General features: G+C 30.8%; 20 protein-coding genes. 2 read left to right on the top strand and 18 right to left on the bottom strand.

Translation table 11 applies throughout. The annotated features are described in order from the left end of the window. Positions 1-146 precede the first annotated feature (146 nt). The 18 genes from C1638_RS21010 to C1638_RS20915 all read right to left on the bottom strand — a co-directional run bounded on the left by C1638_RS21010 (position 147) and on the right by C1638_RS20915 (position 21,597). A complete protein-coding gene (locus C1638_RS21010; RefSeq protein WP_109623895.1) occupies positions 147-434 on the bottom strand; it encodes a hypothetical protein in 288 nt (95 codons plus the stop codon). A 645-nt stretch (positions 435-1,079) separates the two neighbouring features. Further along, complete coding sequence (locus tag C1638_RS21005) at positions 1,080-1,739, bottom strand: hypothetical protein (protein ID WP_123838417.1); 660 nt, start codon at positions 1,737-1,739, stop codon at positions 1,080-1,082. A gap of 213 nt (positions 1,740-1,952) precedes the next feature. Next, the gene (locus tag C1638_RS21000; protein WP_109623893.1) at positions 1,953-2,198 is read right to left on the bottom strand and encodes a helix-turn-helix domain-containing protein; all 246 of its coding nucleotides are present in this window, start codon (positions 2,196-2,198) and stop codon (positions 1,953-1,955) included. Between the two features lie 1,503 nt (positions 2,199-3,701). Then, complete coding sequence (locus tag C1638_RS20995) at positions 3,702-4,010, bottom strand: HigA family addiction module antitoxin (RefSeq protein WP_109623892.1); 309 nt, start codon at positions 4,008-4,010, stop codon at positions 3,702-3,704. A gap of 48 nt (positions 4,011-4,058) precedes the next feature. Beyond that, on the bottom strand, positions 4,059-4,343 hold the full coding sequence (locus tag C1638_RS20990; protein WP_109623891.1) for a type II toxin-antitoxin system RelE/ParE family toxin: 285 nt from the start codon (positions 4,341-4,343) through the stop codon (positions 4,059-4,061). 153 nt (positions 4,344-4,496) lie between these two features. Beyond that, entirely contained in the window at positions 4,497-5,705 is a 1,209-nt protein-coding gene (locus C1638_RS20985) for a phage tail-like protein (protein WP_109623890.1), read from the bottom strand. A gap of 979 nt (positions 5,706-6,684) precedes the next feature. Further along, positions 6,685-7,809, bottom strand: a complete 1,125-nt coding sequence (locus tag C1638_RS20975; protein ID WP_109623888.1) for a hypothetical protein — start codon at positions 7,807-7,809, stop codon at positions 6,685-6,687. Positions 7,810-7,978: 169 nt separating this feature from the next. After that, a complete protein-coding gene (locus tag C1638_RS20970) occupies positions 7,979-8,749 on the bottom strand; it encodes a hypothetical protein (protein WP_109623887.1) in 771 nt (256 codons plus the stop codon). Continuing rightward, positions 8,746-9,555, bottom strand: coding sequence for a ParA family protein (locus C1638_RS20965; protein WP_109623886.1), 810 nt, complete (start codon positions 9,553-9,555; stop codon positions 8,746-8,748). Before C1638_RS20965 ends, C1638_RS20970 begins: the two co-directional genes overlap by 4 nt. Before the next feature lie 108 nt (positions 9,556-9,663). Next, complete coding sequence (locus tag C1638_RS20960) at positions 9,664-9,996, bottom strand: single-stranded DNA-binding protein (RefSeq protein WP_109623885.1); 333 nt, start codon at positions 9,994-9,996, stop codon at positions 9,664-9,666. A 93-nt stretch (positions 9,997-10,089) separates the two neighbouring features. Then, entirely contained in the window at positions 10,090-12,216 is a 2,127-nt protein-coding gene (locus C1638_RS20955; RefSeq protein ID WP_109623884.1) for a type IA DNA topoisomerase, read from the bottom strand. Between the two features lie 61 nt (positions 12,217-12,277). After that, the gene (locus tag C1638_RS20950) at positions 12,278-12,970 is read right to left on the bottom strand and encodes a SprT-like domain-containing protein (protein ID WP_109623883.1); all 693 of its coding nucleotides are present in this window, start codon (positions 12,968-12,970) and stop codon (positions 12,278-12,280) included. Positions 12,971-12,981: 11 nt separating this feature from the next. After that, a complete protein-coding gene (locus C1638_RS20945; RefSeq protein ID WP_109623882.1) occupies positions 12,982-13,374 on the bottom strand; it encodes a hypothetical protein in 393 nt (130 codons plus the stop codon). Between the two features lie 78 nt (positions 13,375-13,452). After that, positions 13,453-19,437: a helicase-like domain-containing protein gene (locus C1638_RS20940; RefSeq protein ID WP_109623881.1), complete on the bottom strand. Its 5,985-nt coding sequence runs from the start codon at positions 19,435-19,437 to the stop codon at positions 13,453-13,455. A 709-nt stretch (positions 19,438-20,146) separates the two neighbouring features. Next, the gene (locus C1638_RS20930) at positions 20,147-20,494 is read right to left on the bottom strand and encodes a hypothetical protein (protein ID WP_123838416.1); all 348 of its coding nucleotides are present in this window, start codon (positions 20,492-20,494) and stop codon (positions 20,147-20,149) included. A 25-nt stretch (positions 20,495-20,519) separates the two neighbouring features. Then, positions 20,520-20,945, bottom strand: a complete 426-nt coding sequence (locus C1638_RS20925) for a hypothetical protein (protein ID WP_109623878.1) — start codon at positions 20,943-20,945, stop codon at positions 20,520-20,522. Positions 20,946-20,979: 34 nt separating this feature from the next. Then, entirely contained in the window at positions 20,980-21,183 is a 204-nt protein-coding gene (locus C1638_RS20920; protein WP_109623877.1) for a hypothetical protein, read from the bottom strand. A 45-nt stretch (positions 21,184-21,228) separates the two neighbouring features. Further along, positions 21,229-21,597 carry a hypothetical protein gene (locus tag C1638_RS20915; RefSeq protein ID WP_109623876.1) on the bottom strand — a complete coding sequence of 123 codons (369 nt, stop codon included), beginning with the start codon at positions 21,595-21,597 and terminating at the stop codon, positions 21,229-21,231. 1,218 nt (positions 21,598-22,815) lie between these two features. On the opposite strand from C1638_RS20915, the gene C1638_RS22475 reads away from it, so the two are divergent. Together C1638_RS22475 and C1638_RS20910 are read left to right on the top strand one after the other, a co-directional pair. Next, the gene (locus tag C1638_RS22475; protein WP_165826571.1) at positions 22,816-22,968 is read left to right on the top strand and encodes a hypothetical protein; all 153 of its coding nucleotides are present in this window, start codon (positions 22,816-22,818) and stop codon (positions 22,966-22,968) included. A 112-nt stretch (positions 22,969-23,080) separates the two neighbouring features. After that, positions 23,081-23,560, top strand: coding sequence for a LexA family protein (locus C1638_RS20910; RefSeq protein ID WP_109623875.1), 480 nt, complete (start codon positions 23,081-23,083; stop codon positions 23,558-23,560). The last annotated feature ends 5 nt before the right edge of the window (positions 23,561-23,565 follow it).

Raw genomic sequence — 23,565 nt, 5'->3', positions numbered from 1 at the left:
AAGTATCTAAATCTAGTCTTCGTTCACCAGCATTATTACTTAATTGCTCATTTAAATTAATAAAGTATCCTACAATATTATTAAGAAAAGGCAATACTGCAGATATGATTACAAAAGCAGAAGCAATAATTTCAATGATTATTTTATTACGGCCTATCCCCTTTGGTAGGGTCAACTGTTTCTTGCTCTTGTCCTGGTCCGCTGGTGAGTTCTTTGTTTGTGTATCCATTTAAGTTTTCTTGGTAGCTTTTTAGGGAATCTCCTGCAACCCTTGAAGCTTCTGTTTTGTTCAATTCAATTTTTTGTTGAGAAAAAGTCTTTTCAACTTTTTTCTGTGGTTCAGGCGTTGGTATTAAATTTTCATCTGTTCTATCAGAACATCCTATTAAAAAAATAGATAATACTAAACCACTTAAAAATAACTTTGTTGTCATAATATAATATTTATTAAACTTAAATATAAGTCATACATCTTATACTAAGGTTACAAAAAGTATGATTTTTTTCCATTTTATAAATATTATATTAATCAAATTATGTTTTAAATCACTATTTAATGAATTCAAAAGTAATAAAAATTATCTATTCATCAGCAAATAATCCTAATTATTTGAAGTTATTAAATAATATTTCACAATCAGTGTAGATATAAAATTAACTCTCTAAATTGAAAAAAAAAATATCAAAGATCATTTGATATTAAAAATAAACTGTTTTTTATAATTTTATTAGAAATATAATATTCATAATAGAAAATTGATTAAAGAATTTTACAATTAAAAAAGGCATCTTTAAAATAGATGCCTCTCACATAATGCTAAAAGAAAAAAAATTGAATAACTCTAGCAATTATTTTAATTATTAAATAAGTTATGCATGCTAAAATATATGAAACTTGAGATTAAAAATAAAAAAAGTAATGTTGATATGCAGAGTTCAAATTTTAAATATAAATATTTTGTTGTATGGAAACGATTTAAATGAAAAATCTTTATTAGAACAGCAAATACAATCAAGAAATTTATTGATAATATAATAAAAAAGAGATTTTGTAGATCATTCATCATTATTCAACTTTTTCATTTTCCAGTAAACCACCAATTTCTGTTCAAACCTAACCTTAAACCAAATGAAAAAGTCTGGACTCCTGTTTTTGTAAAATAATCATCCAGTAAATAAATTTTATTCAATCCCCTGGTATATATAAAATAAAATTCAAATCTATCAGTAATAGTATAACCTATACCTGCATCAATAAGAACATCATTCTTAAGTTCTTTATAACTATGCTCTTCTCCATATTTCAAATATTTAATTCTCGATTCTAGAATTTCCAATTTACTTCCAATCAAAAAATATAAATTAAATTTTTGATTACCTGTATTAATAAATCTTTTCAAATGCACACCTGCAGAGTAATTTGTAAATACTATATTTTTTTCCTTACTATTAAAAGGTAGACCAACCTCAAAGTATGGCTGCAAGTATAAAGAAGAGGAATCAAAAACATCATTTTCATTAAGAGCAACATCAACCGAAATAATAAAAGAAAATCTTTCAAAACTTTTTTGACTTTCGTTTTTATTTTTCCCAATATAAGAACCAAAATTGTATTTAGATTCCAAATTCCATTTTACAAACTGATTTCTCCAATCAGAATCTTGAGCGTCGAGAGTTAATGGAATAAAAAAACTTAAAATTAGCAATGCCTTTTTTTTTGAAAAACGAAAACTTAACATAGCTTTATGCCGACTTTTAACTCCTGCGCTGGAGTATTTCAAATGGTTATTAAAAACAATAAAATATTAACTATTACAAAGCAAATACTTAAAATTTTTCCATTTGAAAAATGTGCAAACTAAGGCTTGAATGTGCAAACTTTATTTTTTAACAAAAAAAATCCAGCCAAAAATTTGACTGGACATATTTCTATTTATAAAATTTTTTTTTCACTAATTAATGATAATTTCAGAATCAATTTCGACCTTACAATTCAAAGCTATAAAAATAGAATATAATTGTTCTGAATTGGGAGAAATGGCTCCTAATTCAATTCTTTCTAGAGTATTCTTTGAAATTTTAACACCAACTTCATTTACTTTATTAGAAAGATCTTCAAGAGAAAAATCAGAATTAATTCTTTTTTTCTGAATAATCCCAGCCACATTTTCTTTTATCTTCTTTAAGTTTTCATTCATTTTAAACGTATTGTAACAAATATATAAAAAAAAATCATTTTTTTTAAAATAGAACAAAGTTTTATGTTAGTATATCTTATTTTTTTCTTTTAGCAATAAAAAAATTAAAAGTCGGTGAACGCAGTGAACTCCTTATTAAAATTACAGTTTATTAAAAAAAACATTTTATAATACATTATAATATTAATATTTAAGCGCTCGGAAAAAATAATAAAAATGTTCAGTTATCTAATTAATATATAATAATTTATACAATGCGGGGTGTGGAATCTCGCCTGAAATATGGGAAGCGGAATCTCGGTAAAAATAAGTTATCATGGGGTGTAGAATATCGGTAACTATAGAAATTTGTGGGGTGTGGAATCTCGGTTTGTGGATAGTAAAAATGGATAATAAAAAGTAATTATAAAAAAAAACTTGCTAATCTATTGCTTAAACTTAAAATGGGTAGTTAAATCTCGGTAATAAGGTCAGGCACTTCGTTAAAATTAAGATTTCCTTAACTAAAGGGGGTTAAATGTCGGAAAAGTGGGGGGTAAAATGTCGGAAATTCTCACTGATAATTTGCTTTTGCCATAAAATCTGTCCATAATAATTAAAAAAGTAAGCATTCAAGTTCAGTAAAATGATAATTATATCATTCATATCAAGTTGAAGAGACGCAAAAACAATAAAAAAAAATAATATTTTCACAGTTACGTGATTTTTTTTAAAACAGCCTTAATTAACTGATTTATAAATGTTTTTCTTCAAAGTAAGTAACTCATTATTCCAACTTAAAAACTCAAAAAGGGGTGTTGAATCTCGGTAATCTCAAAATAGGATTTACAGATAAAAAGGATATCGGAGTTTAACCAGGATAAAGAGAAGCACAGGGAGAGTCCTGAGGTCCTTAATTATTTTCTTTAGCAATATTGTGCAGCCATCCGGGTTCCGGATCCAGGAGAGTGATCAGCGTGGCCAGCTGGGGATATTTATGAGATCACCGGCATTGTTCCGGAAGGATCCTCCGGGAGTGGAAAGATCTGCGCCTGCAGATAAAATGGATATTGGAGTTTAACCAGGATAAAAGAGAAGCTCAGGGAGAGTCCTGAGGTCCTTATTTTTTTCTTTAGCAATATTGTGCAGCGCTCCGGGTTCCGGATCCGGGAGAGTGATCAGTGGGGCCAGCTGGGGATATTTATGAGATCGCCGGCATAATTCCGGAAGGATCCTCCGGGGGTGGAAAGATCTGCGCCTGCAGATAAAAAGGATATCGGAGTTTAACCAGGATAAAGAGAAGCACAGAGAGAGTCCTGAAGCTCTTAATTTTTTTCTTTAGCAATATTGTGCAGCGCTCCGGGTTCCGGATCCGGGAGAATGATCAGCGTGGCCAGCTGGGGATATTTATGAGATCGCCGGCATAATTCCGGAAGGATCCTCCGGGGGTGGAAAGATCTGCGCCTGCAGATAAAAAAATCCTGGCGTAACCAGGATAATATTTTATATGCAAGCTTACTTATTTTAAGCATATTCAAATTTATTTAATTCGATATGTTCTTCCTCAAACTCTTGTTCTGCTTTACGTAAATCAAAAGCAGACTGTAATCTAATCCAAAAGGCTGGATTTCCTCCAAAAACTTTAGAAATTCTTATGGCCATAATAGGAGTAATTGCACTCTTTCCATTAACAATATTTGATAATGTAGGCCGAGTAATACCCAAATGTTTAGCAGCCTTATCGACTGTCAAATTATTAGCTTTAACAATTTGGTTCAAAAGGATTTCTCCTGGATGTGTATTGTGCTTAATAGCACGGACTAAAGGTTTCATATAATTAAAATTCGATTCTACAATTCTACAATTCTACAATTCTTCAATTTAATGAGTATCTAATAGATCTAAATCAAAAGCATTTTTACTTTCAAATTTGAAAATAATTCGAAAATTACCCGTTACATCTACTGACCAAAACCCCTTTAATTTTCCCTTTAATGGATGCAACCGTAGGTTCTTAAAAGGTTCAAAATCTTGTGGAACTTCTTCAATACTATCAATTATATCAAGAATCTCACGTATTCTATCAATCATTTCTGATGGTAACTTACTCGAATCATCTTTGGTCCAGTATTTTTTTAAGCCTTTATGCGAAATGGAATAGATCATTATAAACTTATCATTTGTAAAGTGTAAAGTTACGCTTTACATTTTAAAATAGCAAATAATACATATTAAAGTTTACAAAAAAATAATTCTCAAGCATACACTTGAGAATTATTAAAAACCAAAAAAAAACACGTATGAAAAAATTTTAATATTTTAACTTGATGCAATAATATGCCACTCACCAAGATAGCTTTGAACTGAAACTCTTTTTGAACCTGGGTTGGAATTTAAAACATAACCTGTTATAGGAACTCCAGCATCCATAATTTGATTAGTAATGGTTACTGTCCCAGAAACATAAATTATGTTATATACTCTTCCATCACAAGAGGTTGCTGGGGGTAAAGTAACATTTGATTTAGCAAACAAACTAGCTGAAGAATTGTATCTAGAAGAATCATTTACGCCTCCATCAATTGGACTTGCTGCATAAGCAAATGTACCACCAACTTGAAATGAAGAAGAAGGTTTATCAATATTAATTCCTGTACGAGTTTTATTATATGGGTCATTAGTTTCGTGGTTAGTTTCCAATATGTAAATTGCATTTGCAATATTCACAGAATTACTGATGGATGTAGGAAATAAGGTGTTGTAACCAATTGCAATATTGTTATCCCCATTCTGTAAGCCTATACCAGAACTTTTACCCACTCCAATATTAAAATTACCATTACTAAGGAAAGATAAAGAACCTTGACCAATTGCAGTATTGTCTTCAGCTTGTGTAACTGTTGACATAGATCCTGCACCAATTGCTACATTTCTCATTCCTTGATTAAGAATACCCAATGAACCGTAACCCATACTAACGTTTCCTACAGTATTAGCATTGGCAAAACCAAGGGATAAAGGACCGAATGCTACATTTAGTGAAGTAGGGCTAATTAAACCAGCTTTCATATTAGCAACTTTGAAAACAAGATCTACATTATCTGTTGTTCCTATAAAATTATTAGTTGCATCAAGACCATTATTTCCTTTTAACTTCCATCCTCCAAATGTCATTTCTTGCCAAACTGTTCCATCAAAACAGTAGTAACCTGATCCTTTAATATTAACTCTCTGTGCATTTGAATCTCCACCTGAAATATCTGTAATGTATACAATTGTTCCTTGTTGTAAAGCTCCATACAAATTATCACCTTTAGCAGTAAGTTCCGCTCGGGTTAATCTTGGAGCCTGAAAACCAGTCATGTCAGTTACATCTGACTTTCCTCTTACATCAAGTGTTGAAGAAGGTGTTTGAGTGTTAATGCCTACTCTTCCTTGTTGAGAGTATAGATTTGATGTTAATACTGTAGAAGCTAACAAAACTAAACCAAAACGGGTCAATCTATTTGTCATGTTAATTTTTTTCATGTTTTATTAATTTATTATTCTATTTGTCACAAAGTAAAACTCTAAACAATTGCTTTGTGACAAAGTTATAAATATTTTTAAAACAAATGTGCTTTTTGTTATAAAATTTTATATTGTATTTTTTTTGCTATCTTTGAATTACAATAAAAGAGTATAGATTTTTTTTATTGGTCAAAAATTTTTTTAACCGTCTTGTTACATAATGTAATTAGACGGTTTTATTTTTTGTTACTACTTATTATTTTTCACAGATTCTAAAACAATTGGAACTCCTGACCAAATAACAAAAGGATATCGGAGTTTAACCAGGATAAAGAGAAGCACAGGGAGAGTCCTGAAGCTCTTAATTTTTTTCTTTAGCAATATTGTGCAGCGCTCCGGGTTCCGGATCCGGGAGAGTGATCAGTGTGGCCAGCTGGAGATATTTATGAAATCACCGGCATTGTTCCGGAAGGATCCCCCGGGGGTGGAAAGATCTGCGCCTGCAGATAAAAAAGATATCGGAGTTTAACCAGGATAAAGAGAAGCACAGGGAGAGTCCTAAGGTCCTTATTTTTTTCTTTAGCAATATTGTGCAGCCATCTGGGTTCCGGATCCGGGAGAGTGATCAGTGTGGCCAGCTGGGGATATTTATGAAATCACCGGCATTGTTCCGGAAGGATCCCCCGGGGGTGGAAAGATCTGCGCCTGCAGATAAAAAAGATATCGGAGTTTAACCAGGATAAAGAGAAGCACAGGGAGAGTCCTAAGGTCCTTATTTTTTTCTTTAGCAATATTGTGCAGCCATCTGGGTTCCGGATCCGGGAGAGTGATCAGTGTGGCCAGCTGGGGATATTTATGAAATCACCGGCATTGTTCCGGAAGGATCCTCCGGGGGTGGAAAGATCTGCACCTGCAGATAAAAAAGGATCTCAGAGTTTAGTTTACAATTACAAAAAAAAATCCTGGATAAACCAGGATAACAAAACATATAAAAATTCTAGATTATTCTTAAATATCCATTAGGTAAAATTTTAGATTTCCTAGAACTATTGTATCCAGCAATAATAAATCCTTGTATTTCATGTAAAAAATCTTTACCAATATAATCTTGCATTTTTTTTCCAGTCTTCCTGCACTTTCCCTTAAACAAAGTATAGGCATCTTCAATTTCCTTTCTATTCATTTCACTATCACTATATCTTTCAGAAAACAATTTAAATTCATCATCTTCAACAGCATGTCTCTTTTTTATATATGCAAGCTTAGAAGCAACACTAACTGTTTTCTTAGCTCCTTCTGGTAAATCAACTACAATACTCTTATCTGTTTTATAAGGCATAATTGTAATATTATCTTTTTTTATACTATAGTTAAAAGATAAATTACTGTAAAGATCAAGATCTTTCTTGATTGGCGCTAAAAATCCCTTAGATAGGTCACGTGCTGTACTATAATTAACAGAAAATCTATAATTAAGGGTAGTATATTTAATAAGAGTACCTTTTTCAAGATTCACTTTAGAAAGCCAAAGTAAGAAAAGTACCCTCTTGTTACTTTGTATCTTAAATGCACTTTCTAAGATCAAGTAGTTATATTGTGATATCTGAACGATCTGCTTTAACCAATATGAACTGATTAAAAACTGAGTAAAGCCCTTTTCTACTACAGTTACGTTTGAAATTAGTCCACCAAATGTCTTTATTTTTTGGCCCTTCGAATTTATTGCAAAGTTCCAATCCTGTTTATATTTTGCCAAAAAAGCAAGTGCGGGATCTAAAGAAGTATGATTGTCTGTAGGACAAATACGGCTATTCTTTAATCTGACTTCTGCATAAGTATTATGTTCAGTTAAAAATTCTTCTTCAAATAACTCTAATTGTTTAGCTTCTGACTTAGGGTCAAACTGCTTTGAGTAAAAAGTTTCATAGATAAGATATATTATTCTCAGTGAAGTTATAGGTACATCTATTGCTCTTCCAGTTTCATCAAAGAAAAAATTATCTATAAAGTCTTTCCCAAATTTTACAAGAGGTCTCTTAGTAGACTCTTTTTTATAATCTACAACATTACCATAGTTAATTTCAACGTCCCCTGCTTTCTTATTTTTATCATTTGTAGACATACTTACCTTTTTGTTATAAGTTCAACCCTATCCTCAATTTTTTTCTTTGCTTTTTGTACTGAATCATAAACTGTACTTGCAGTATAATATAATACCACCAGCATAAAAATTGTTCTTATAGACGGAAAATAAATTTTCTTATTTTTTCTTTGATCCATGGCTATAATTTTTAAATCATCTTATCATTCATAAATCTAACAACTTCAAAAAAGAAGAAGTTTATACTATACCTCGTTGGCTTAGTTTCAAAATTTTTGAATTTAGTATTCATCAAGGCGAAAAGTAATTCATAATCTGGTATATTAATTTTGATTGTTAACGAATCTCTATCAACAATTTGATCAATATCTACGTGATGAGATCCCTTGGTTACATTATTTTTGTAAAAAAGAGCTTCATCTTCAGACGGATATAAAAGATATTTATATGTCTGTTCGTAATCAATTTTCATCATATTAATAACTAGATGAAAGATATAGGCATAAGATTGTTTTTTCCTGTCTAAATCTAGTTTAATGAATAATTTATTACATAAAGTAATATATTTTTCAAGAAAGGATCTCTCAGTTCTAAAAACAAGTTTCAAAAAATCTGTGTTTTTAGAAAAAAGCTCATCTCCATCGGCATTTAATATTTTCTCTAATGTTTTTTTAGGCTTTGTAAATGAATTTTTTTCTTTTAGCAATATATCCTGAGTTGGCTTAACATTAGACGTAGATTTATTACCTTTAGAAGGTGCTAAATTAAGCTTACTAACATCAGCATTAGCACTCTCAACCTTTGAGACAGATTCTTTACTGTCTATAACTTTTGAAATGACAGGTTCTGATTTCTTTTCCTCAGTATAAGAATTGATTGATGTAAGATCCCAATCCATACTGCTTACTGCACCTGCAAATTCAGGGTTTCCTTTCTTGGATTTATTATCTTTTTTTATCATAACGCTTTCAATTTGTTAATTTTTTCAACTACTTCAACTCCAAAATTTGTATAATCTTCTGCAGAAATACTATTAGGGCTATAATTAAAGATAGTAGAGTTTAAATTTAATGCTTGCTGCATTGCCGTATTTCTTCTTATGTCTGATTTAAATAGCAGATCACCTATACTACCCGCCATAGCTTCCTTGTACTGCTTATAAATGATCTCTTCTCTACTTCCAATAATAGTAAATACAAGACCTAATAATTTCAAACCAGGATTCTCAGGCTTTATTCTTTTGATTGAAGATATTACTTTTTGAAAACCCGTTATGCTATCTTTATCAGGACTAGCCGGAACAATAACATAATCGGAAGCAAGCAAGGCAACCTCGTTTGAAGTCAGCAAAGATTTATTCAAAAGACGTGGCTGGCAATCTATCAGAACATAATCAAAGTTATTTAAAAATAACTCTCTGTAAGCTCTAAGAGAATATCTTTTCCGCTTATATTCCTCAGAATTTTCATCTTGGTCAGAATTAATGTTGAAATACACATCAATATCTTCAGTACCCATTATAGTAAACAAATTTCCATCTTCATTTGTAAAAAAGGATGGGTTTCGTTTACCATTAAGAAGATCTACGATGTTATAATCTACTTTGACATCTTTGTGAAGACCCCCTACTTTTTCAGTAAGATTCATTTGAGCATCGAAATCAATTAATAGAACTCTATTTCCCTGATTTGCAAGATATGCTCCTAACATAAAAGTTGTAGTGGTTTTTGCAACACCACCCTTATTATTAATTATTGATATTACCATTTTAAAAGATGTATTTAGTTTTAATTTATAGTTTTCAATATACTAGATTCTAATATACCAAAATAATTTTAAAAATATGCCGAAATTCGGCATATTTAACAAGATTAATTATTTACCTCCTAACAGAAGGATTTCATCCACTCTAATTTCAGTAACATACCGCTTAACACCATCTTTATCATCATACGACCTGTATGTTATTTTTCCTTCTATGGCAATTTCTTTTCCTTTAGGAACGTACTTCTCAAAAATTTCTGCAGTTTTCCCGAAGCTTATGAGTTGATGCCATTGCGTCTCTTCAACTTTTTCTCCTTTTGAATTAGTAAAATGCTCAGTTGTTGCTAAAGATACACTGGCTTTAGCATTTCCATTTTCGAAGGTGGTCATCTCAACTTCCTTCCCAGTAAACCCGATCAGGGCAACGCGATTTCTTAGTGACATAATATATAAGTTTAAAATTATTACTGCTAATATACAAATTATTTGGTATACAATACTCTAATTTTATAAAATATTTAGTATACTGTATACTAATTAAAATTCAGGGGTTATTTTTCCATCTTTACTTAATTTAAGTTTTGCAGAAAAACTGGTACCTTTAGAGCTCTTAAGATTATCTATTTTTTTTGTAATTCCATTTTTTATAAGCTGAGAAACAATATTGGTAGTAATCTTTTTACCATAAATTATCTTCCATATACTAAATTTACACTTGAAGTTATCTTTGTTCCAATTACTACACCCATAACTTTTAGTAAATTCTATTATTAGCCCATCTTTACAAATGGGACAAGTTCCTAAAGAATTAATTTCTTTGCTAAATGAAACATCAGTTGAATTTGAAAAAATATCTACGACAATTTTTTTTGTAAATTCTGTAATCTCTTTGTAAAAAACGCCAATATCTTCTTTACCTTCAGCAACTTTTTTTAATTTACTTTCCCATATAGCCGTAGTTACTATATTAGAAACCTCTAAATCTTTAATAATACTATAGAACTTTAAGCCTTTCTCTGTAGGGACATACTTATTCTTATGTAAATCAATAAATCCTATTTTTTTTAGCTTCTCAATTATTCCAGGTCTTGTAGCCTGTGTTCCTATTTGAAGTAAATTAAGATCAATACTGCTGCTTATTTGAGTTACTAATTCCGGATTTTGCTCCTTGAGTAGTTTTCCAAAATTTGTCAAATCTTTTGTCAAATTGACTTCTGAATATAATTGTGGTGGCTTACTTTCGATTTCCTTAATTACAAGACTTTCGACTTTAACATTTCTATTTATTTCAAGAACAATATCAATTTGTTGTTCGTTTTGCTGCAAATCAACATCATCTTCCTTTTCATTCTGCTCTGTGTTCACTTGATATACTTGCCAACCTTTAAACAATACCTTACTGGAGTAAGTATAGAACATGACAGAATTATTATCAAATACATATTTTGTCTTTTCATATACTGCTGCATCAGAGAATGATTGTAAGCATCGATTCAGAATTAAGAGATAAACATTTTTTTCTTTAGCATTTAAGCTCTGAATATTTTCCTTTTGACCAGTAAGAACAATAGCATCATGACTTCCTGTAAGTTTAGTATCATTGACCGATCTAGGTATATTATTGCTAAAAGAAAAAGAATAACCTAATAACGCTTTAGCAAAAGAAACAATAAATTCTTTTTGCCTGTTATAGTTTTCTTGATTAATATATTCACTATCTGTTCTTGGGTATGACGTCAACTTTTTTTCGTATAAAGTTTGAGCTATATCTAAGGTTTCCTTTCCACTATATTTAAATTTTTTATTTGCCTCAATAATCAACGTATCAATGGAAAATAATAATGGAGGATTAACTTTTTGATTTTGCTTTATAATATCAACACATTTGTGAAAAGCAGAACAGCTTTTAATGGTATTTTCTGCATCTATTTTATGATCAAAAATCTCTGTTTCGGAGTGAAAAAAAACATTCTCATTGTGTTCCGCTCGCAATCTATAAGTAAAAGTTTTTTGAAATGACTTATTTTTAAGAAACCGTTCACAAATTATTTTGAGAATTGCAGTCTGTACTCTTCCAATCGTAAGAACAGATCCATTCCCAAGCTGTAAGGTAGCCGCCTGTGTTCCATTAACACCTACTAACCAATCAGCAATAGCCCTGGCATAAGCGCTTTTTCCCAAATAAAAAACTTCCTTTGAATCAAGTAGATTGTTAAAGCCGGTTCTAATATCACCTTCAGTTAATGAAGAAATCCACAGTCTTTTGTAAGGCAGTTTTGATCCGAGAAAATTATACACATATAGGAAAATTAATTCCCCCTCTCTGTCAGCATCAGTAGCATTGATAATTTCTTTTGATTTAGAAAGCAAACTTCTAATGATGTCTAATTGTTTCTTTTTTCCAGAATCAATGTTTTTAGAATTTGAAGGAGATGAACCAATTTTATATAGATACTTTGTTGGTATTAATGGCAAATAAGATTTATTCCATTTTTTTTCGTTATGATAAGCTTCATCCCGCTCTAATTCGATTAGATGCCCATAGCACCATGTTAAGTAATATTGATTACTCTCATAATATCCGTTCTTATTATCAAATCCACCTAAAGCTTGAGCGTACTCTTTAGCCTGACTTGGCTTCTCTGCTATAATTAACTTTTTCATATTTAAAGTTTACCATTAATAAAAGCTACAGCAATATCTTTTAATAGTTCAATAAATTTTTTCATAATTGATTTGGATTTTGTTGTTCAAATTTGGATTTACATTCGCCACATATCAAATGAACATCGGGCTTAGCCCAAACATTCACATTACATATTTTGCAACTGTATTTTATTTTCATTTTGTTTGTTCCTACCACTTCCCCTTCAGAAGATACCATTAGTCCATTAACCATTTCTACAGTTCTCCCTACAATAGAATTGGCTTCATAATAGAGATCAGAAAATATATTTTCATTCATTAAAGACTGGGTAAGTATTGAAAACCTGCCACTAACTATTGGATAATCTGCCATTTTTTGTCCAACTACCTTCCCCCCCTCCTTTCCTGTTGACGATGGCATTAAGCCAATTTCAATCATTTTATCTGCCCATTCTTTGTTATGATATCCTGTTCGCGATGGAGAACCGAAATGATACTGCCATTGATGGCACATTTCATGAACAATAGTTTGACATATTTCAGTTAATGGGTATTTATGAAACCACAGAGGATTTATTGCAATTTCATCTACATTTTCAGTAGAAGTAGAATCAACCCATCTTTTGAATGAATAATGTCCAAAAACATTTTTATTCCTGGTTATTACAATCATTGGATAAGTTAAATTTCCCTGAAACAGGTTTACATTATAGAATTCAAATAGGTAATTAAAAAGATTATAGAATTCTTTTGTGGGTTGAGAATTTTTCATAACGTTTTACATTATGCAGAACACTTGTAATTCAAAAAAATATTTTGAAATATGTAGTAGTACAGATTAAAATCTTTTAGATGTTTTACAGTACCTATTTTACTTTTGAATCGTTCATCCTCTAATGTTTGAATATACGAGTTTACCTTTTCAACAGCTCTCACTACAGTAGTGTGTCTTACCTCGAAAAAAGAGGCTATTGTTTCAAAATTTGCACCTTTTATTTTATTAACTTTCTTTTCCTGATAAAGAAAATACATAATCAAGACACGAATTAATGTGATATCGTAACTTTTTTCAGTAATCTGGTTGTCCGGATAGTGAAGTTTAAAAATTTCAACGTACTTGTCTTTCTTATCAGCAAGTTGTTTTTCAATATTAATACTTTGTGACAAACTATTCATAATAAAAATTGCTTTGTGACAAAGTTATAAAATTTTTTATTGTCACAAAGCAATTTGAAAGTTTATTTAAAGAGAATATTATTTTTTTAATCCTAAGTTTTGATTTTGTTCAGAATTCTCCAGTATTTGGTTTAATGAGATTTCAATTCCATGATTGACATTTAGATCGGTTTTTATTTGATTTATCTGTTTGTTAGAAATTTTTAAAATTGTATTTCCATTATTAAGAATAACGGGAATGCCTAAAATTTCAGAAAATTTTGTAGCTTCATCATTATATGAATAAAAGTTTGCAGAATCATTAGAAACAAAAACATTTTTATAACCTTCATCTTTTAAAATATTGTACCGCTGTAAACACATTAGATTTTCTTTTTTAGCAATACTATCTAAGCAACAATACATTATATCATAATCATAAATCAGAATTTTCATGAAATGCTGATAGTTTTTAAAATCCAAGTTTTGACTTTCAATTCTGAATCCTGGCATTTCTGATTCTGACATTTCATTCAATATATCCCTGACACTAGTATTACAAAAGATTCCTATAAATTTCTGCTGCTCTCCTAAATGCTCATTTAGTATAGCCTTATCTAATGTTTCCAGATCTGAAATTATTTTAAATGATTTTTCTTCATTATCAATAACCAAACTCTTAGTCTCATAAGACATTACATCTTGTACCGAAGAATTTTTTATTTTTTCTTCCAAAAGTTCACTTTCAAGTTTTAAATCACTTAATTTTTCTTCTTGGTTAAATGTTTGATTAGACGATAATATTAAGGCATCAATAGCTTTTACTTCTCTTTCTATATTTTCTTCAACATTTTTTATTTTAGAGCATATTGTATCTATAGATCTAATGAAAAATGTCATTGCAGATTGAACACTATCCAAATTTATTTTACCCTCATTAACAGAATATTCAAGCCTAGTACTATTTTCCATAGCTTCTTTATTCCTGATTTTAAAAAGAACACCAAGCCATGAATGGTTTTCTATAAATATTTCAAATCCAAACAATTCGCCAATCACTTTTTTACTATACATATCCAATGAAGGCCCTATTATTTCAACTAATCCTTTTAGATATTCATAGATTTCTACATTTGTTGCCTTTGAATCTAGCTCAAAATAAATTGGTTTATTAACCCTATTCCCTTTTTCGTCCATTACCACCTTAGATTTGTATGATGAGTAATCAAATTGAAATTTCACTTTAATTGACTCATATTCTCTCAGCCTTTTTTTGCTTGATTCAATTTTTTGAACAGTTTCCCGATTCTTACTTATTATTAGATATTGATCTTGCTCTAATTCCTTAATCTGGTTGTCGACTTTAGTTTTTAATAACATTGTATTATCTCCTGTTAGCTGTGCCTGAAGTTCAGCTAAAGACATCCCAGTGTTTTCATCAATAGAACCTTCATCAATTCTACGAGAAATTTGCAATCCGATACTAGCTCCTTTAATTTGTTTAATAAATCCTTCCTTATTTTTATTAATATCTATTTTGTAATTATCTAATGTATTTTTTGTGACAGAAAATCCAATATCAATCTTATTGTTATTGAAATTCTTTGCAAACCAGTTCCCTGTTCTGAAACCTCTCCCATTTCGTTGATCAAGTTCGGCTGGTTTCCATGGAATTGATAAATGGTTGATAAAAGATAGTCTATACTGGACATTTAATCCGGTACCCGCATTTTCAGTTCCTCCAATTAGAAACCTGATTACTCCATTATTCATCATTTTACTAAGTTTTGTTTTTTTTATCTCAGTATTATAGTCTTGTATAAAGGCAATCTCAGCTTCAGGAACCCCAGATTTTATTAATTTGAATTTAATATCATCATAGATAGATGTGAATACATTATTTTTATAATTTTCCTCGAGTTCTTCAAAATCATATTTCTTTTTTGGTGTACTAATATCCACAAAAACAATCTGCGCTGTTTTTTGTGCAGATTCTTTATAATATCTATTTACAAGTTCTTTTACAGTTAAATTTACCTTACTTCCGGGTTCGTCAGGATACCTTGCAGAAATTAATCTCATATCAATAGAAGCTTTAAAAGCTAAATTCATGGCTACCAGGGATAAAGCCGTTGATTGAGAATCTATATTCAATGGTTTATCAAGACCTAATATACTTTGATCTTTATTTTCTAAGAATTTTTTAAGTTTTACATAGAATCTTTTTTGTAATGGTGTCTGTTCATTTAACATTAGGAACTCATTCTTTTCAGGTCTATCAATTTTAGCAAGTTCACCTGTCATTACGTCAGCCATTTGATTATACATCAAAGAAAGTTCAGGCAGATTAATAAAATACCGAAATCTCTCCTTTGCAATAATTTGATTTATCATATTAGTTTCAAAATCAATAGTTTTTTCAGCGAAATTTGAACACCAGGCATCAAAATTATATATACCTCTTTCTTTTAAAGATTTTGGAGTTAAATATTTCTGAAGCAAATAAAGTTCAGTAATTGAATTTGATATTGGAGTACCGGAAAAAAAAGAGGCACCATATTCATTTGACTTTGTATTTTTTTGAATAGTTCTAAGTGCAGTTAGTAAATTATTAGCTCGTTGAGAACCGTTTGTATTACCAAGCCCAGCTACTCTGGTGTGCTTTGTTTGGTACATTAAATTTTTAAACTTATGTGATTCGTCAACAATTATATGATCAATACCTAAATCAGTGAAAGAAAGTACATTTTCATCTTTCCTATTCCTAATTTTATCAATCAAAACTTCAAGTTTAGCATCTAAATTTTTCTTGCGTATTTCAAGCCCTTTTAACTGCTTTTTACTAATATCAATATCTTTTGCATCGAGTAGATTAGCTTCAACATCTGTTAGCTCTTGTGAAACGATATCTTTTTCAACATCCGGATCTTGAGGAATAGAAGAAAACTGTTCATGAGACATAATCACAACGTCATAATTGTTGTTTCTAATTCGATTGAGAAAGGTTTCACGTTCTTTGGCCGTAAATTCTTTATGAGAAGCAAATAGCACATTAGAAGCAGGTAGTAATGTTCTGTATGCCGTTGCCAAATCAGAAACATTAGCTTTGATTCCTATTATCACCGGCTTTTTAAACACAGAAAGTTTTTTTCCGAAGTGAGCAGTAGCAGCTATAGTAAATGTTTTACCTAATCCAACCTCATGATCTCCAATTCCTCCTTCATTGGAAATCATTTTCCATGGAGCACGTTTTTGATGTTCATATATTTCTGGTATACCAAAAGATTTGATATCAAAATCTGAAAAATCAAGAATTTCTGTATCGTACGATGCAATAACAATGTTATTAAATTTATCATTATAGAGTTGTGTAATCTCTGTTTTCTTATCTAATGATAAATCATAAATAAAATTTAAAAATTCCTTACGTAGTTTTGTGATCTCTCTTTTATAATATTTTGTAGCGGCTTCATCTGTTACTGAAATATCGTCAATAGTTTTGTAAGTAACAATGGGATAAAGATCATAAAAAGCATTGTAAATAATATCAGTAGGATAGATATATCTTCCACTATGACACTCATAATTAAAGCTTCTATATTTCGCACTGTAATCTGAAGTTGTTGTAGTTACAAAAAAGTTATCCAGGTTCTGATTGTAGTTGGTTGAAAAATCTTGCTCAAAATATTTTTTTAAAAAGATTTTAAAAAGATCCTGTGGAAACCATCGGCTTCCCAATTGAATATTAATAGATTCAAAAGGGATTGTTGTTGGCAAATAGGAACTTAATTCTGTTAGCAGCAAATCATTTTCCGGATTTTTTAGTTCTTCAATTTTCCTGATTTTATCTTTTATATTGCCAGAAAAAAATAAACTCCTTAATTCAAAACTTTCTGACAAAGGATTTTTAACAATTTTTCCTTTTAATAATTCAATTACTTGTTCAGTATCTAAATTTGACAAGCCTGATATATAGTCAATATCAATTTTACCTTTTGAATTATAAGATTTTGCTAAAGCCAGATTAACATCTAATTGTTCAATAGCATCTGTTTTCGAAAAAAATATATCTGCTTTAACCCACTTTGTAAATTTGTTAATTGTAAATAAGTCAATCTGCGTTTCTATTTCTTCTGAAAAATTCTCTAAGCTTTTTAAAAGTGAAAAATAATCAGAATCATAATTGCAGACTTTTTTATTATCGTTTATGAACCCAAAATATGATACAAACATATCATACTGTACATTAAGTCTCTCTCTAAAGGATTCTATATTTTGTATCTTATTTCGTTCTGCATTTAGAAGTAGATTATAAGCATCATAAACTAAAAGATATTGCTTTATCAGATCAATATCACTCTCATTAGTTTGAAGACTTTCCAAGCCAAAAATTCTATCTTGATTATCATCATTAATTTCAAAAATTCTAGCCGGTTCATAAAATCTATTTAATGCTAGCATTCCAACGACTGGTTCTTTATGAAAAGAAAAATTATCAAAACTATACTGATAAGTTTTATATATTAAAGGCTGATTAAATCTAGCATAAAAGTATTTAGAAAACTCATCTCCATCTTTACTTTCATTAATATTTAGATCTACTAATAATGAGTGATTTTTGGCATTATTTTGAAGAGAATCAACAATTTTATCAAATGTAATTTTAAACTCACGACTAGTTAAAATTATAGTGCCAGTTTGTGGCCATATTATATTGGAATAAACATCGATTACATATTTCTTTTGAAGTATTGAAGTACCATTCGTAATGCTTGTTTCATTAAATTTTGCAACGGTAAATAAAGGTACTTCCTTACCTTTATAATTAGCTGAAATAATAGCAAGTGATTTATATGAATCAAATCCAGTTGCAGTATTAATATCATTTCTAAAGAGATTTAGTTGATCCGTAGTATCAATATCTTCATAATTGAAAGTAGGAAAAGGGAAATTTTGAAAGATAAATTCTTCTTTGTCTTCGGAGATTCTAACAAACCTAAGTTGTGGTATAAGAACGCTCCGATCTCTAAAAGCTTCAGGAATCTCCTCTGCTTCCATTAAATAATTAAATTCCTCTTTACCATAAGGATCAGTACTAATTTGAGGTTGCTTTAAGAATACTTTATCAAAATTATTGTAAATAAACTCATTAATTAAAACTCCTTCATAAGATAATGTCTCAATATATCTTTGATCTTTTGAAGCATTAGATCTTCTAATCCCCTGAAATATATGAGTTGAGACTTCTGCTCCATTCTCAATAAATACATTTTTAGGAAGCGCAACAATATCTAAAAGTTCGATTTCATTAGCCAGTTCAGATCTTAAGAATTTATTTGATGGGGAATTGAGAACTCCTGTTGATGTAAGTAGGCTTAATGCTCCTCCTTCGTTAAGAAGTTTCATTGAATGATAAAAAAAGAAATTGTGAATTTTTCCAGTTATTTTATTATCATAATTTTTATATTTTACCTTAAAATTTCCAAAAGGAATATTTGAACAAATAAAATCAAATTTTTCTCGGAAGTTAACTTCTTCAAAACCTTTATTAATAATGGTCACATTAGAAACATTTCGATATTTAGCAGAAAGAATATAAGCTGCTAAATAATCTTTCTCCACTCCGGTAATTTTTGAATCTGGATAATATCGTAGAAACGAATCAATATATGCTCCACTACCAGCACAAGGATCCAGAATGGAAATGATATTGTTTGGATTATTATTATATAAATTGGAAACTTGAAGATCCACAATATAATCAGGAGTATAGAACGATGTTAATACACTTTCTTTTATTGAAGACCATATATGTTCGAAATTTTCAAAATTTTCTGAAATATAGTTGTAAAAGTTTTTTATTTCATTTTCTAGTTTGAGATCTATTTTACTAATACTATCTATAGTTGTCCAAGGTATTTCCATCGGAAATAAAATGCATTTGATTCCACCAAATCCCTTATATTGATTTAAGATAAGAAGTTCATCTTCAGATGGTTTATAATTAGGTAAATCATTAATTTTTTTTGCAAGTAAAACAGCTTGAATATTTGATTGTAATTGATTTTTCTGATTATAAGTCATATTTTTTAATTTGAATCAAAAGTATTGGAATATGAAACATTGATTTAAAATTGTGCAAACTTTTACAAAAGTATTTTTGGAAAGATCTACGCCTGCAGATAAAATGGATATCGGAGTTTAACCAGGATAAAGAGAAGCACAGGGAGAGTCCTAAGGTCCTTATTTTTTTCTTTAGCAATATTGTGCAGCCATCCGGGTTCCGGATCCGGGAGAATGATCAGCGTGGCCAGCTGGGGATATTTATGAGATCGCCAGCATTGTTCCGGAAGGATCCTCCGGGGGTGGAAAGATCTGCGCCTGCAGATAAAATGGATATCGGAGTTTAACCAGGATAAAGAGAAGCACAGGGAGAGTCCTGAGGGTCTTAATTTTTTTCTTTAACAATATTGTGCAGCCATCCGGGTTCCGGATCCGGGAGAATGATCAGCGTGGCCAGCTGGGGATATTTATGAGATCGCCAGCATTGTTCCGGAAGGATCCTCCGGGGGTGGAAAGATCTGCGCCTGCAGATAAAAAAGGATATCGGAGTTTAGCCAGGATAAATAGAAGCTCAGGGAGAGTCCTGAGCTTCTTATATTTGATTACACTACGGCTTTCCGTAACAGATTAAAAAAAATAATTTTGTAGCCAATCAAGCGAAATTGATTCAAAAAATATTACTTAAAAACTAAACTCTGATCAGATGTTGAAGTTTGAGAATAACAAAATTTCAATTTTTTTCTTTGCTTTTTGATGGTTTAAAGTAATAAAATAAAAACAATATTAATGGAAGTATGGTTACAATAACTGGAAATATATAGCGAGAAGGTGCTGGTTGTTTATCTTCAGGAAGAAAATAAACATCATGTATATCATTTTTATTAATTTTCTCACCGGTAGAATAACTTATGTAAAACTTATCATCACTAGTAAAAAGTCCTTCAGCCATTTTTTTTCCATTCTTATCAAAAAGCACTGTATTTTGCGGAAAGTGTTCTCTGAAATATTTAGGGTAAAAAATGATGCCACAGAAATAAACAATTACCATTATTGCAATTAAAATTAATCTCTTTTTCATTTTTTAATTTATTATATTTTATTAATTACCTTAACAATCTTTCAAAACCAACAATTTTATCTATATAATATATCGAATTGTTATCTATATCACGATATGGATCATCTTTATATTTAGGTGTGATAAAAGTACTTTTAATATTAGCTCCTGTCACCAGCTTTAAAATACCTTGAGTAGTTCTTCTTTCTTCATCTTCATAATTTTCTATTTCAATCTCAACCAAGATTTTCTGTTTTCTAATAATCTCTATTTTTTTTAGTAAAAAAAGGGGCCAAATCAATGCCGTAAAAGAACCTATTAAAATAATAAATACATCTAATATATCTTTTAGCGTAATAAGATAGACGACTGAAAAAACGGCTATTGGGCCTGTAATTAAAAAAGAGATTTGTGCTTTTCTTTCTTTTTCGGTTATAATCTTCTTTGTCTCAATAAGTTTTTTAAAATCCATATAATAAGGGGATTAAAATTATTAAATTCATCAATTATATTGTATCAATTATTTCACAATGCATACCTACTTTAAAAGTCCATTCTTCTTCATTAACATCACAGAATTGGACTTCGTTATTAAGTGGAAAAAACATTCCTACAAATCTATCATTAATCTGCAATGTAGATCCTTTTTTTACTTTTCTTTCTATTCCTGTAACTTTAAAAATTACATAATGTGGATTTCTATTTTTCATATTTATCTGCGACTTTATCCACCTGCACCGGTGGTTTTTGATTATCTATCGTTCTTTTAATCCTAAACTTGTTAGATACTTTCTTTGAATCGTGCTTAGATGATTTAATTGTTTATAACCAAGATCTCCTTTCCTTTTAAACAATTCTCGATAAATTTTTTGAGAAAATGAGTCAGGTCTATAGCGATTATCAGGCTTTTTCTGGTCATTTACTTTAGCAATATAAAGAAGCTCATCATCATCCATATTTTCTAAAGCCATTTTAATTTCATCAGGTTTTGATTCTTTAAGTTTCTCATACTCGTCTTGCTCTAAACCCACAAAGGCTTTATCTATTTGTGGTTTTATAAGTCTGATATCTTCTTCTGAAAGTTCAATCTCTCCGATTGAGAGTCTAAATTTATGAAACTGCATATTTATTCTGCGACTTTATCCACCTGCACCGGTGCTTTTAATGCTTATCAAATATACAAAAAACTATTCAAATAATACCCTATTTCGTGATTTTTTTAACAAATTAAATAACAAAAATTTAAACTATTTTACGGTAAACCGTATTCTTTTAATTTTCTATTTTGGAAGGATCCTCAGGGGGTGAAAAGATCTGCGCCTGCAAACAAAATGGATATCGGAGTTTAGCCAGGATAAATAGAAGCTCAGGGAGAGTCCTGAGGGCCCTATTTTTTTTCTTTAGCAATATTGTGCAGCCATCCGGATTCCGGATCCGGTAGAGTGATCAGTGGGGCCAGCTGGAGATATTTATGAGATTGCTGGCATTGTTCCGGAAGGATCCTCCGGGAGTGGAAAGATCTGCGCTTGCAGATAAAATGGATATCAGAGTCTAACCAGGATAAAGAGAAGCACAGAGAGAGTCCTGAGGGCCCTATTTTTTTTCTTTAGCAATATTGTGCAGCCATCCGGGTTCCGGATCCGGTAGAGTGATCAGTGGGGCCAGCTGGAGATATTTATGAGATTGCTGGCATTGTTCCGGAAGGATCCTCCGGGAGTGGAAAGATCTGCGCTTGCAGATAAAATGGATATCGGAGTTTAACCAGGATAAAGAGAAGCACAGGGAGAGTCCTGAAGCTCTTAATTTTTTTCTTTAGCAATATTGTGCAGCGCTCCGGGTTCCGGATCCGGTAGAGTGATCAGTGGGGCCAGCTGGAGATATTTATGAGATCACCGGTAATGTTCCGGAAGGAAACTCCGGTGAAAAGATCTGCGCCTGCAGATAAAAAGGATATCGGAGTTTAACCATGATAAAGGGAAGCTCAGGGAGAGTCCTGAGGCTTTTTTTTCTTTAGCAATATTGTGCAGCCATCCGGGTTCCGGATCCGGGAGAGAGATCAGTGGGGCCAGCTGGGGATATTTATGAGATCACAGGCATTGTTCCGGAAGGATCCTCCAAGGGTGGAAAGATCTGCACCTGCAGATAAAATAAAACATTTTTGAAGAAATTTATCTTTAGTATAGAAAGAATATGTAAAAGTTGCGTCACAACTTTAATTAATATCCATATGTACATTGAAAACTCTTTATTAATGGGCAAAATTAGCAAACCGGATTTTTTTTAAAGTCGATCGTACTTTTGGAAAATTGAAAGTATTTATTAAAAAATGAAAAATATATAAAATGAAAAAATTTATTCAACTTATAAAGCCTCACCCTGTTGCAATAGTGGGAGGATTGCTTTTATTAGCAGGAGTAATAATTTACTCAGTAACAATAAAAAAAAATGTGGAAGTCCAGATTTCTGATTATTTTATTTTTAAAGCTTCAGATTAGGAAGTATTAAAAATATACGACAAGTTCTGTCGTATTAGGCTGTTAACTTTGCTGTGAAAAGTTTAACATAATATCGAATGTTTTAGGCAAAAAAAGTGTCTAATTTTGCATTATGAACAGTCATGAAAAACATAGCGGAAAATTAGAAATATTTAAACTGGCAAGTACCGACCCGGTAATATTAAAGCCATTTAATGAGTCTCTATTAGCGGGTGCTAGTGGATATCAGAGTTTTTCCAGTCCGGCTGATGATTATCCAGAAATGGACTTATTTAGCTTTTTAATCAAAAATTCTGAAACAACTTTTCCTGCAAAAATAGAGGGTGATTGCCTTTCTGAGATAGGGGTTTATAATAATGATTGGGCAATAATTGAAAAGGGTCTCACTCCGAAAGAACTGGATTTAGTAGCTGTATATATCGATGATCAGCCTTATATAAAAAGATTCAATCCCAAATATGATTCTAACAATCGTTTAAAAAGCCTACAGTTTAAAACGGCTAATAAAAACTATGCAGATTTTGATATTGACGAAACAACATCGTTTTTGCTTTGGGGGGTGATTGTGGGAATCGTAAGAAAATATAGATGAGAACT

Origin of the sequence: Chryseobacterium oncorhynchi (assembly GCF_002899895.1) — a bacterium.
Classification (GTDB): domain Bacteria; phylum Bacteroidota; class Bacteroidia; order Flavobacteriales; family Weeksellaceae; genus Chryseobacterium; species Chryseobacterium oncorhynchi.
The sequence above is the reverse complement of the archived record's forward strand: the minus strand, read 5'-3'. Positions and strand labels throughout refer to the sequence as shown.